General features: G+C 67.3%; 10 protein-coding genes and 1 riboswitch. Of the genes, 9 read left to right on the forward strand and 1 reads right to left on the reverse strand.

Annotated elements, in window-relative coordinates:
• The 9 genes from GGI48_RS03695 (at position 1) to GGI48_RS03735 (ending at position 10,644) form a co-directional block, all read left to right on the forward strand.
• Entirely contained in the window at positions 1–645 is a 645-nt protein-coding gene (locus GGI48_RS03695) for an isochorismatase family cysteine hydrolase (protein ID WP_179597036.1), read from the forward strand.
• Positions 642–1,997 carry a glutamine synthetase family protein gene (locus GGI48_RS03700; protein WP_179597038.1) on the forward strand — a complete coding sequence of 452 codons (1,356 nt, stop codon included), beginning with the start codon at positions 642–644 and terminating at the stop codon, positions 1,995–1,997. Before GGI48_RS03695 ends, GGI48_RS03700 begins: the two co-directional genes overlap by 4 nt.
• Positions 1,981–2,733: an N-formylglutamate amidohydrolase gene (locus GGI48_RS03705; RefSeq protein WP_016965618.1), complete on the forward strand. Its 753-nt coding sequence runs from the start codon at positions 1,981–1,983 to the stop codon at positions 2,731–2,733. The genes GGI48_RS03700 and GGI48_RS03705 overlap by 17 nt, the downstream gene beginning before the upstream one ends.
• A gap of 184 nt (positions 2,734–2,917) precedes the next feature.
• The gene (locus GGI48_RS03710) at positions 2,918–4,267 is read left to right on the forward strand and encodes an APC family permease (protein WP_047303382.1); all 1,350 of its coding nucleotides are present in this window, start codon (positions 2,918–2,920) and stop codon (positions 4,265–4,267) included.
• Between the two features lie 169 nt (positions 4,268–4,436).
• Complete coding sequence (locus GGI48_RS03715) at positions 4,437–5,453, forward strand: arginine N-succinyltransferase (protein WP_179597040.1); 1,017 nt, start codon at positions 4,437–4,439, stop codon at positions 5,451–5,453.
• 49 nt (positions 5,454–5,502) lie between these two features.
• Positions 5,503–6,576, forward strand: coding sequence for an arginine N-succinyltransferase (locus GGI48_RS03720; RefSeq protein WP_103742345.1), 1,074 nt, complete (start codon positions 5,503–5,505; stop codon positions 6,574–6,576).
• A gap of 110 nt (positions 6,577–6,686) precedes the next feature.
• A riboswitch (cobalamin riboswitch) is annotated at positions 6,687–6,890 on the forward strand.
• Between the two features lie 151 nt (positions 6,891–7,041).
• Positions 7,042–8,964, forward strand: coding sequence for a TonB-dependent receptor plug domain-containing protein (locus GGI48_RS03725; RefSeq protein ID WP_260620667.1), 1,923 nt, complete (start codon positions 7,042–7,044; stop codon positions 8,962–8,964).
• Positions 8,965–8,975: 11 nt separating this feature from the next.
• Positions 8,976–9,728: a (2Fe-2S) ferredoxin domain-containing protein gene (locus tag GGI48_RS03730; RefSeq protein WP_179597044.1), complete on the forward strand. Its 753-nt coding sequence runs from the start codon at positions 8,976–8,978 to the stop codon at positions 9,726–9,728.
• Positions 9,721–10,644, forward strand: a complete 924-nt coding sequence (locus GGI48_RS03735; RefSeq protein ID WP_179597046.1) for an ABC transporter substrate-binding protein — start codon at positions 9,721–9,723, stop codon at positions 10,642–10,644. The genes GGI48_RS03730 and GGI48_RS03735 overlap by 8 nt, the downstream gene beginning before the upstream one ends.
• An 87-nt stretch (positions 10,645–10,731) precedes the next feature.
• On the opposite strand, the gene GGI48_RS03740 is transcribed toward GGI48_RS03735, so the two are convergent.
• The gene (locus GGI48_RS03740; protein WP_260620615.1) at positions 10,732–11,814 is read right to left on the reverse strand and encodes a diguanylate cyclase; all 1,083 of its coding nucleotides are present in this window, start codon (positions 11,812–11,814) and stop codon (positions 10,732–10,734) included.
• Positions 11,815–12,063: the final 249 nt, after the last annotated feature.

Below are 12,063 nucleotides of genomic sequence, written 5' to 3' on the forward strand. Positions count from 1 at the left end.
ATGTTCAGCCTGCCCCACCGTTCGCCCCGCGACCTGCCCTTCGTTGTCGATCACACCGCCCTGCTGCTGGTGGACATGCAGCGCGCCTGGCTGGAACCGCAGTTCGACCCGCACCTGCAAGGCCCCGAGGGCGAGGCTTTTCTCAAGCGGGTCCGGGAGCGGGTGATCCCCAACCAGCAACGGCTGCTGGCCGCGGTGCGCGAGGCGCGGCAAAACGTGCTGCACACCCTTATCGAAAGCCTGACCGCCGACGGCCGTGACCGCTCCCTGGACCACAAGCTGTCGAACATGCACCTGCCCAAGGGCAGCCCCCAGGCGGCGATCATCGACGAGCTGACCCCGGTGGAAAACGAGATCGTGCTGCCCAAGACCTCTTCCGGGGTGTTCAATTCCACCAACATCGACTACGTGCTGCGCAACCTGGAAACCCGCCACCTGATCGTCGCCGGGATCGTCACCGACCAGTGCGTGGACATGGCGGTGCGCGACGCCGCCGACCGCGGCTACCTGGTGACCCTGGTGGAAGACGCCTGCGCCACCTACGGCGACGCCCGGCACCAGGCCTGCCTCAACGCGATCAAGGGCTACTGCTGGATCACCGACACCGACACCGTGCTCGGCCGCCTGCGGGAGATCCGCGGATGAGCCGCGGCCAGGGCATCAAGGCCCTGACCCCGGTGGCGATGACCAGCCTGGTCACCACCGACCTGATCGGCGTGACCCGGGGCCGTTCCTTTCCCAGCGACGAACTGGAACGCTACCGGCTCGGCGGCTGCGGCTGGGTGCCGGCCAACAGCGCCCTGACGCCCCAAGACCTGATCGCCGAGGACAACCCCTGGGGCGCTTACGGCGACCTGCGGCTGATTCCCGACCTGGACAGCCGGGTCAGTGTCGGTGCTGGGCCGGATGCCAGCGCGGCGCCGCTGGACTTCATCCACGCCGACATCTGCGAAACCGACGGCAAGCCCTGGGCGGCCTGCCCGCGCACCCTGCTGCGCAACGAAATCGAGCGCTACCGCGAGCTGGGCATCCAGATCACCGCGGCCTTCGAACATGAATTCAACCTCGACACCGGCGCCGGCCAGCGCCAGCACCTGGCCTTCTCCCTGGAAGCCCAGCGCCAGGGCGCGGCCTTTGGCGGCTGGCTGCTGGCGGCGCTGCGGGCCGCCGGCGCCGAACCGGAAATGTTCCTCCCCGAATACGGCAAGCGGCAGTACGAAATCACCTGCCGCCCGACCCAGGGCCTGGCGGCCGCCGACCGCGCGGTGAACGTGCGCGAGATCACCCGGGAAATCGCCCGGCAGCTGGGGCAGCGGGTCAGCTTCGCGCCCAAGACCGCCGCCGACGCGGTGTGCAACGGCGTGCACCTGCACCTGAGCCTGCAGGACCTGGACGGCACCCCACTGCTCTACGATCCCCAGGCGGTCAGCGGCGACGACCTGTCGCGCCTGGGCCAGCACTGGGCCGCCGGGGTGCTCAAGCATCTGCCGGCGCTGTGCGCCTTCACCGCGCCGACGCCGCTGTCCTACGAGCGCCTGCAGCCCCATCACTGGAGCGCCTCCTACGCCTGCCTGGGGCTGCGCAACCGCGAAGCCTCGCTGCGCATCTGCCCCACCGTGGACATCGGCGGCAAGCCCCTGGCGCCGCAGTACAACCTGGAGTTCCGCGCCCTGGACGCCACCGCCTCGCCACACCTGGCCATGGCGGTGATCCTGATCGCCGGACGCCTGGGCCTTGAACAGACGCTGCCGCTGAACGCGGTGACCGACAAGGTCCCCGATGAACTGAGCGCCGAACAGCGCCTGGCCAGCGGCATCGTGCCCCTGCCGGGCAGCCTGCCCCAGGCCCTGGATTACCTGCGCAGCAACACGGAGTTGCTGCAGGCTCTGCCGGAACCGCTGCTGAGCACCTATTTGGCCGTCAAACAAAAGGAAGTGTCCCTGACCGAGCACCTGACCGCTGCCGAACTCTGTGAGCACTATGGACACCTGTACTAAATCCGCCGAGCACGGTTTCTATACCGAACCGGCCTATCGCCTGCTGCGGGAAGACTCCGAGCATCCGCTGATCCTGGTGTGCGAGCACGCCAGCCACTACATTCCACCGGCCCTGCACGACCTGGGCCTGGACAAGGTCGCGGCCCGCGAGCACATCGCCTGGGACCCGGGCGCCCTGGAACTGGCCGAGAGCCTGTCCCAGGCCCTGGGCGCGACCCTGATCGCGGCCAACTATTCGCGCCTGCTGATCGACCTCAACCGGCCGCGCCACGCTCCCGACAGCATCCCGCTGCAGAGCGAGATCTATCAGGTGCCGGGCAACCAGCACCTGGACGAGGCGACCCGCGAATACCGCCGCCAGCAGCTGTTCACGCCGTTTCACCAGCGTCTGCAGCGCATCATCGACCGGCGCCTGGCCGCCGGCCGCGAAGTGCGGGTGGTGGGGATCCACAGCTTCACGCCGATCTACTACAGCCAGCCGCGCTCGCTGGAAGTCGGCGTGCTGTATGGCAACGCCACGGCCTACGCCGCGCGGATACTGGAAGGTTTGTGGGCCCTGCCGATAAAGGTGGCGGGCAACCAGCCTTATGAAATCGACCCCTTGAGCGACATGACCGTGCCGGTGCACGGTGATGCCCGGGGCCTGGAATCGGTGCTGATCGAGGTGCGCAACGATCTGCTGCGCAGCCCCGAAGCCGTGCAGTGCTGGAGCGAACGCCTGGCGCCGCTGCTGTAACCCGGATAGCAAGAGGATTGAACGCGAACAAGACGATTTGCAGGACTGCAACGACAACAAGAAAACACGCTGTGGTGTGTCTTTAACCCTGCCAGGTTCAAACACAGGCCGGCGCCCGAGGTGTCCATGACGACCCTCGGCGCCGCCTTCGTCCACTTATATTGGCTACAAGGAGAACCGCTTCATGGAGATTGAAGAATTCGGCTACAAACAGGAACTCAAGCGCGGGCTGAGCCTGCGCGACCTGGTGGTCTACGGGATGATTTTCATGATCCCCATCGCCCCGTTCGGGGTCTACGGTTACGTCAACCAGGAAGCCCCGGGCATGGTGCCCCTGGCCTACATCATCGGCATGGTGGCGATGGTCTTCACCGCCCTGAGCTACGGCGCAATGGCCCGCGCCTTCCCCATCGCCGGCTCGGTCTACTCCTATGCCCAGCGCGGCCTCAATCCCCATGTCGGCTTTCTCGCCGGCTGGCTGATGCTGCTGGACTACCTGCTGATTCCGCCGCTGCTCTACGTCTACGCCGCCATGGCCCTCAACCACCTGTACCCGGAAGTGCCCAAGGTCGGCTTCATCCTGGCGTTCCTGGTCAGCGCCACCTTCGTCAACCTGCGGGGCATCACCTTCACCGCGCGGATGAACATCCTGTTCCTGCTGGCGCAGCTGGTGGTGCTGGGGATCTTCCTGTTCTACGCCTGGAACGCCCTGCACGGGGGCGCCGGCAACGGCCAACTGACCCTGGCGCCGCTGTACAGCCCGGAGAACTTCCACTTCGGCCTGCTGATGCAGGGCGTGTCGATCGCGGTGCTGTCGTTCCTGGGCTTTGACGCCATCTCGACCCTGGCCGAAGAGGTCAAGGGCGACCCGGGCCGCAGCGTCGGTCGCGCCGCGCTGATCACCCTGGTGGTGATGGGGGCGATCTTCGTGGTGCAGACCTGGATCGCCACCGACCTGGCCGCCGGCATGGGCTTCAAGTCCGCCGACACCGCCTTCTACGAGATCGCCGAACTGGCCGCCGGCAGCTGGCTGGCGACCCTCACCGGGGTGGCCACGGCGCTGGCCTGGGGCGTGGCCGTGGCCATCACCTCGCAAGCCGCGGTGTCGCGCCTGCTGTTCGGCATGGCCCGCGACGGCAAGCTGCCCAAGGTGCTGGCCAAGGTCCACCCGAAACACAACACCCCGCACATCAGCATCTACCTGGTGGCGGTGCTGTCGCTGCTGATCTGCTACCTGTTCATCAACTCGGTGGATACCCTGACCTCCCTGGTCAACTTCGGCGCCCTGAGCGGCTTCATGCTGCTGCACATCACCGTGATCAACTTCTACTGGCGCCGGCAGAAGTCCGGCCAGGTGATCCGCCACCTGATCTGCCCGGTGATCGGCTTCGTGATCGTCAGCGCCATCATGTACAACATGGGCGTGGACGCGCAGAAACTCGGCGCCATCTGGATCCTCGCCGGGCTGGTCTACCTGTTCCTGCTGAACAAGCTGGGCAGCGGCGCCGCCCTGCCCGATCCGCTCAAGCAATAACCTCCCGCGCGGCGCCGGATGGCGTCGCGCGCACCCCGCGCGCAGCCGCCAAGAGCCGCCCCGGGGACCGGCCGCCGGATGCCGCGGCCGTGCAACTGCGTGGTCACCGACAGTGATGTCTGGCCGATGTTCGCCCCGGGCGAACGGCCCTTGATACAGGAGTACCCCCATGCTGGCCTTGCGTCCGGTGGCGTTATCCGATCTGCCTCAACTGCTGCGACTGGCCGGCACACGCCTGCTGGGCGTGACTTCGCTGGTGGATGACGAAACCTGCCTGCGGGAAAAGATCCTCGACTCCCTGGCGTCCTTCGCCAAGGTCGAGGCCCGCCAGGGTCCGGAAAACTATTTTATGGTGCTCGAGGACCAGGACAGCGGCCAACTCCACGGCTGCTCGGACATTCTCGCCACCGCCGGCTTTGCCACCCCCTTCTACAGCCTGCGCAACCGCCCCTTCATCAGCAGCTCGCGCGAGCTGAACATCGAGCAGGCGGTGCCGACCCTGTCGCTGTGCCAGGACCTCAGCGAACAGACCCTGCTGCGCAGCTTCCATGTCGATCCGGCATTGGCGGGCACGCCCCAGGCGCAACTGACCTCCCGCGCGCGCCTGCTGTTCATCGCCGCGCACCCCTGGCGCTTTGCCGACAGTTGCATCAGCGAGATCGTCGGCTACAGCGACGACGCCGGCCAATCGCCCTTCTGGGCGGCGGTGGGCCAGCACTTCTTCGACCTGCCCTATGTCGAGGCCGAACGCCTGTGCGCCTTGCAGGGCCGCGGCTTTCTCGCCGAACTGATGCCCCAGTACCCGCTGTACATCCCGATGCTGCCGCAGCCGGCCCAGGACTGCATCGGACGCATTCACCCGGCGGCCCGGGAAGCCTGCGACATCCTCGTCGACGAGGGCTTTGCGCCGACCCAGTACGTTGACCTGTTCGATGCCGGCCCGACCCTGCAGGCACGCCATAACCAGCTACGCTCGATCATTCAGAGCCGGGTCGCGACCAGCTACCTGAGCCCGCAGAGCGGCCAGGGCCGCCACTGGCTGCTGAGCAATGACCGGCTGCAGGGCTTTCGCGCGATTGTCGTGCCCCTGGATGAGGCCCCGGGGGACGTGATCGGCCTGGACCACTCGATGTTCCAGGCCCTGCAATTGACACCGGGCGAGCCGGTGCGGGCGGTGGCGTTATGAGCCAGCCGCGGTTTTACCGCTGCCCCGGGCAGCGTCAAGGAGCTGTGCCATGATCGTCCGTCCGATCCGCGTCACCGATCTGCCGGCGCTGCTGAGGCTGCTGCAAGGCAACGGTCGCGAGTTGAACAACCTCTCCACCGACCCCGAGCGCCTGGCTCATCGGCTGCGCTGGGCCCAGCGCACCTTCGCCAATCAGGTGGAACGGGCCGACGCCGACTACCTGTTCGTACTGGAGGACGACGACCAGCAAGTGATCGGCGTCTGCGGCCTGAGCGGCGCCATCGGCCTGCGCGAGCCCTGCTACCACTACCGGGTGGGCATCACCCGCGGCCGCGCCCCGGAGCTGGGGATCGAAAAACAGATCCCGACCCTGTTCCTGTGCAACGAGATGACCGGGCAATCCCTGCTCTGCTCGCTGTACCTGCGCCACGACCAGCGCCAGGGCTACGCCGGGCGCCTGCTGTCCACCGCGCGCCTGCTGTTCGTCGCCGAATACCCGAAGCTGTTCGGCGACAAGCTGGTGGCCGAGCTGCGGGGCCAGCTCGACGGCCAGGGCCGTTCGCCGTTCTGGGACAGCCTGGGGCGCCACTTCTTCAAGATGGACTTCCAGCAGGCCAATCGCCTGTCCAGCCAGGGCAGCAAGCCGTTCATCGCCGAACTCATGCCACGCCAGCCGCTGTACACCTGCCTGCTCAGCCCCGCCGCCCAGGCCGCCATCGGCCAGGCCCACCACAGCACCGAGCAGGCGGTGCACATCCTGCGGGACGAAGGCTTCAACCATCAGGGCTGCATCGACATCTTCGACGGCGGGCCGCTGATCGAGGCCGAGGTGACGAAGATCCGCAGCGTGCGTGAAAGCCAGACCCTGCCCCTGCTGGTGGGCACTCCGGACGCGCAGGCGCCGGTGTGGCTGATTCACAACCGGCGCCTGGAGAACTGCCGCATCACCGCCGCGCCCGGGCGCCTGGTGTCCGGCTGCCTGCTGGTGGACCGCCTGACCGCCAAACGCCTGCAACTGCAGCCCGGCGACTCGGTGCGCGCCGTGCCGCTGCTGGCCTGCGAGTCCCCGCCGACACGGCGCTCACAGCGGCACCTGACCCCGGAAACCGCCGCGCTGCCGTAGCCACCGCCTTGCCCGTTATCAGGCACGACTCGCTGCAGATCCGCCATCGCCCTTGAACCGCAAGCACCCGGCGCCAGGCCCGACGTTGACGAACGTCGGTGCGAGTGTTCAGATGCCGCCCAGTTTCAGGTGCCTCATGCCGCCGTGCATGAGGTGAAACGGGAAACCGGTGCGCCCCTTCAGGGCTAGTCCGGTGCTGCCCCCGCAACGGTAAGCGAGTGCTGCATTCAACACGCCACTGTACCCAAGGTATGGGAAGGCGAATGCCGCCACACTCGTCAGCCCGGAGACCGGCCTGGAACCTGTGTTTGGCAATCCTGCGGTGGGCGGGCATGGGCCGGTATGGTCGCGTGCCTGTGGCCGATACCTTCTCCTGCGTGCTTCCCGAAGACACTTTCGAGAAGACCAAGAATGACAACACCTGAGACTTTCCTTGCACGCGACTGGCGTGCACCGCGCCGCAGCATGAGCGGCGCCCTGTTCGGCTGCCTGTTCAGCCCCCTGCTGCTGGCGGACGACGCGCCGCTGAAACTGGAGCAGCAATGGGTTTCCGCCCCTTCGGTGGAGTCCACCACGGTGGCCGAAATGGCCAGGTACGGCAGCAAGGTGGAGATCATCGATCGCCAGCAGATCGAGCGTGCCGGCCCCAGCAGCGACATCACCCGGGTCCTGCAGATGTACGTGCCGGGCCTCTACGTCGCACCGAAAAACGGCCCCTTCGACTACGGCACCTATTCCCTGCTGGGCGGGCGCAACGACGACACCCTGATCCTGCTGGACGGCGTGCGCCTGAACAACCGCCTGTACGGCGGCCTGTACCTGGACACCCTGCCGGCCAACGCCATCGAGCGCATCGAGGTGCTCAAGGGCGGCCAGAGCCTGCTGTTCGGCACCCAGGCGGTGTCCGGGGTGATCAACATCGTCACCCGCAGCCCGCAGACCCGCGACGTCTCCGGCGAGGTCAACCTGGGCCTGGACAGCTTCCGGGGCCAGAGCGGCGATGCCCGCGCCGAGCAGATCCTCAGCAACGGCCTGGGCGACCTGGGCCTGCTGGCCTATGTCAGCCATAACGTCTCCGACGGTTACCAGCCCTATCGCAACAGCGCCTACAGCCCCAACACCCGGGACAAGAAACGCGGCTATGCCGTGACCACCTTCGGCGCCAAGGCGATCCAGGGCTTTGCCGACGATTCGCGGCTGGAACTGTTCTACCAGTACAGCGACGCCAACCTGGATTTCGCCCGCCCGGTGAACAACCATAAAACCACCAACGACCGCATCCAGCAGATCGCCACCGCGACCTTCGAGCAGCGCCTGGGCGAGCGCTTCAGCTACTTCGTCAAAGGCCATGTCAACGACTGGGACACCCGCTACACCCGCATCAACACCACCGAGGGCGGGGGCCTCAAGGTGATCAACCACAACGACTACTGGGGCTTCACCGACTGGGGCCTGCAGGCCGAGGGCAAGGCCGAGCTGGACGGCGGCCATGTGCTGGTGTTCGGCAGCGACAACCAGTGGTTCAAGGGCCAGGACGATGTGCTCAAGATCGAGGACAACAGCGCCCAGGCCAACGCCCTCTACGCTCAACTGCGCCCGGTATTGGCAGCCCTGCCCGACTGGCACCCGAGCATCGGCGTGCGTCACGAGAAGATCAGCGGCGGCGAAAGCGCCACGGTGGGCATGCTCACCTCGCTGTATGACCTCTCGCCCCACTGGCAACTGCGCGGCCAGTTCGGCAGCGCCTTCAAGCTGCCCAACGCCGAGCAACTGTTCGCCAACGAGGAGGATGAACGAGGCAACCGCCACCTCAAGCCGGAAAAGAGCGTGAATGCCGAGCTGGGCCTGGACTACCAGGGCCACCTGCTGGCCGGCGACTTCAACGCCAGCGGCACGCTGTTCCAGCGCAAGATCGACGACCTGATCGCCCTCGACGGCATCGACTGGGTCAATGGCCAAGGACGGATCAAGGTACGTGGCCTGGAGATCGACGGGCGCTGGCAGTTCAGCCCGCAATGGACCCTGCAGGCGGACATGACCCGCAACCTGGTGGAGTCGCGCAACGGCGTGACCCTGAGCAACATCCCCGGCTTCCTCGCCCGCACGCGGCTGGGCTACGAGTCCGTGGACCGCCAGTGGGGCGTGGGCGGGGCAATCCGCTACATCGGCCAGATCGACAGCCCGAAGAAGATCGACTACGGCCACTATTCGGTGGTCGACGCCGATGCCTATCGCTACCTCGACACGGCCCAGCAGCATCGCCTGAGCCTGCTGGTGGAAAACCTCTTCGACCGCGACTACAGCACCAGCATCGCCAGCAACAACCCGCGGGTGGACAACCTGGGGCGCCCCTTCACCACCGAGGTGCGCTACACCTACCGCTTCTGAGGACGACTGCCATGCACAAGGATTATCAACGGGTGCTGTTCGTCGGCCCCGGCCTGAACAGCGGCGCCCTGGGCGAGGCGTTTCGCCGCGAGCTTCATCGGCTGCGGGGCAACGACGCCAGCACCCGGGTGATCGACACCCTGGACGGCTTCGACAGCCTCTGGGCCGCCCTCGACGAACCCTTGCCCGAGAACGGCGCGGCGCTGCTGGTGGTGGACCTGGAGCCCAGCTCCGACAGCGCCTACCTGGATTGGCTGCGCGACGAACTGGGGCGCCTGGCCCGCGCCCACCCGCAAGCGCCGCAACCCTGGATCACCGCCCAGGCCCTGGGCCGCCGCGGCCTGGACGCAGCCCTGGCCTGCGCCAGCGTCGACCAGCACGAGCGCCACCTGCCCTGCGACAAGGTCAACGCGGTGGCCTGCGACCCGGACTGGTCGCGGGTGCCACCCCACGCCCGCCAGGTGTTCCTCTGCACCGGCCCGCGCTGCGTGCGGCGCGGCGCCCTGGCGCTGTGGAAGACCCTGCGCCGCGAGCTGCTGCGCCTGGAGCACATGGAGACACCCGGTGGCGTGCTGCTGACCCGCACCGCCTGCCAGTTCCCCTGCAACCTGGGGCCGGTGTTGACGGTGCACCCGGATGGCTGCTGGTACCGGGTCGGCGACGACGCCCAGGTGCTGCGCCTGGTGCAGCAACACCTAGTGGCAGGCGCGCCGGTAGCCGATCTGCTGATTCCCTCGCCTTACGCAGGCGCGACAGATGCCTAGAACAACCCCCATCGCCCCGCTGCTCGGCCTCCTGCTCGGTCTGGCCGGCACGCCAGCCCTGGCCACCACCTATGAAAACTGCGGCCAGCGCTGGGAGATCGCCGCGCCGCCGCAACGCATCGTCGCCCTCAACCAGCACAGCGCCGACCTGCTGCTGGCCCTGGGCGCCGGGCCGTCGCTGATCGGCGTGGCCTACCTGGACGACGATGCCGGCGCCGACGGGCACTACCACGGCGTACCGGTGATCGCCCGGCAATACCCGTCGGCGGAGGTGCTCTACAGCCTCAAGCCCGATCTGGTGGTGGGCGGCTTTGCCTCGGCGTTCCCCGAGTCCTTCAGTTCCCGGCAGCGCCTGAGGGGCATTGGCGTGGCCAGCTACCTGCTGGAGTCGGCCTGCGCCGGGCACAACGAGGACTACTTCGGGCATATCCGTCACGACCTGCTGACCCTGGGCCGGCTGCTGCGCCAGGACGCCCGGGCGGCGCAACTGATCGCCGGGCAGCAGGCCGACCTCGACGCGGCGGCGGCCCTGTATCAGGGGCGCGACAGGCCTGCGGTGTTCTACCTCGACAGCGAAGTCAACGGCCTGGCCAGCCAGGGGCGGCGCGGTTTTGTCGGGGTATTGCTGCAGGCCGCCGGCGCGCGCAACAGCTTCGCTGCCATCGACCGCCCGCGCCTGACGGTCGACAGCGAAACCCTGCTGAGCAACGACCCGGACGTGCTGCTGCTGGCGGACGCCCTGTGGTCACCGGCCACGCGCAAACGCCAGCTGCTGCAGCGTGACCCGGTGCTGTCGCGGCTGCGGGCGGTGCGCGAGGACCGGCTGATCGACATCCCCTTCAGCCAACTGGTGCCGGGCATCGCCAGCGGCCGCAGTGCCCTGGAGCTGGCCCGGCGCCTGCACCCCGCCCCGTAGGCGCCGGCTTGCCGGCGAAGCGAGCACCGCCAACCCCGCGACGCGCCACCCGACGCATTCGCGGGCAAGCCCGACAAGAGGCAGGTACTACAGAGGATTCAACACCCTGCGCGATGGCTGCTCCGGCCGATGGCAGTTGACGTTGTTGCGACCGCCGCTCTTGGCCACGTACAAGGCCTGATCGGCATCGTTGAGCCAGTCCATGGCTTCGCCATGCTCGGGACTGAAGGCCGCCAGGCCAATGCTCAGGCTGACCTGCAAGGTCGGGCTCTGTTCATCCCCCAGGCTCGCAAAACGCCCGCGCAAGGCTTCCATCCGCTCGGCGGCCTGCTCCAGGGGCACGTCCGGCAGAATCACGCAGAACTCATCGCCGCCATAACGCCCGGCCTGATCGCTGGCCCGCAGGTTCTGCCTGAGGATCTTGCTCAACTGGCGCAGCACCCCATCCCCGGCGACATGGCCATAGGTGTCGTTGATGGCCTTGAAGTGATCGATGTCGATCAGGGCGATGGCGCCGCCTCGGCCCTGGCGCTTGCAGCGCTGGAACTCGATCTCCAGCTGGTCCTTCCAGGCCCCGTGATTGAGCAGCCCGGTCAGGCTGTCGGTGCGACTCAGGGCCAGCAGCTCGCGCTTGTGCCGGCCCAGGGTGGCCGCCTGCCGGTAGCAGATGTAGCCCAGGGTCATGGGGTACAGGGTCAGCATCGGCAGACAGGCGTACAGCTGCAACGGCGTGGTCTGGGCGATGAACGACGAGCCGAACAGCCAAAGGCCCAGGCCGATGCCCAGGGCCTGGGCCAGGCTGCCGGCGAGAAAGAAGCGCACCCCGCCCAGGGCGATGTTGTTCATCGCCATCATCCCCAGGGTGGTGGCCAGCGGCAGCGGATTGAAGTGCATGGCCGCGACCCAGAACCCGCCGAGCAAGGAGTCCACCAGCAGGTTGCGGTACTCGGCGCGAAACGGCACCCGCGACCAACGCGCCCACTGATAGGCCAGGTGCGGCCAGACCAGGGCGTTGCCCAGCATCAGTCCCCAGACCCAGGGCGCCGGTTGCAGCGGCCACATCCCCGCGGCCACGCACAGCAAGCCCAGGCCAAGGCCCAGAATCCGCGATTTATACAGCCTCCTGGCCAATGACAGTCCCTTGCCTCTGGTGTACTGCGCAGGGGCCAAGTTGCCTCCGTCCAGCGATGGGAAAGATGCAGCGAGCGATAGGTGAGCTTGAACCGTTGCAAGTCTAGCCACGCGGATGCAAAACGCCATCAGTGTACACAGCCTGCCCGCTCAAGACGGGGCCGCTGAGCGGGAATCTGCCCGCCGGCCCCATGCATTCATTTGCAGAATGAAGTTCAGAGGAAACTTCGTTTGTCAGCCCCGGCACCGGCCAGCAGAATCGGGGCCGATCCGTACCTCTCTCGCTTC

This window comes from Pseudomonas protegens, from assembly GCF_013407925.2.
In the GTDB taxonomy this organism is placed as follows: Bacteria; Pseudomonadota; Gammaproteobacteria; order Pseudomonadales; family Pseudomonadaceae; genus Aquipseudomonas; species Aquipseudomonas fluorescens_AP.

Bases quoted from the DNA above. Each gene is read 5' to 3' on its own strand.
- GGI48_RS03695 (WP_179597036.1), top strand. From the start codon at position 1: ATGTTCAGCCTGCCCCACCGTTCGCCCCGCGACCTGCCCTTCGTTGTC.
- GGI48_RS03700 (WP_179597038.1), top strand. From the start codon at position 642: ATGAGCCGCGGCCAGGGCATCAAGGCCCTGACCCCGGTGGCGATGACC.
- GGI48_RS03705 (WP_016965618.1), top strand. From the start codon at position 1,981: ATGGACACCTGTACTAAATCCGCCGAGCACGGTTTCTATACCGAACCG.
- GGI48_RS03710 (WP_047303382.1), top strand. From the start codon at position 2,918: ATGGAGATTGAAGAATTCGGCTACAAACAGGAACTCAAGCGCGGGCTG.
- GGI48_RS03715 (WP_179597040.1), top strand. From the start codon at position 4,437: ATGCTGGCCTTGCGTCCGGTGGCGTTATCCGATCTGCCTCAACTGCTG.
- GGI48_RS03720 (WP_103742345.1), top strand. From the start codon at position 5,503: ATGATCGTCCGTCCGATCCGCGTCACCGATCTGCCGGCGCTGCTGAGG.
- GGI48_RS03725 (WP_260620667.1), top strand. From the start codon at position 7,042: ATGAGCGGCGCCCTGTTCGGCTGCCTGTTCAGCCCCCTGCTGCTGGCG.
- GGI48_RS03730 (WP_179597044.1), top strand. From the start codon at position 8,976: ATGCACAAGGATTATCAACGGGTGCTGTTCGTCGGCCCCGGCCTGAAC.
- GGI48_RS03735 (WP_179597046.1), top strand. From the start codon at position 9,721: ATGCCTAGAACAACCCCCATCGCCCCGCTGCTCGGCCTCCTGCTCGGT.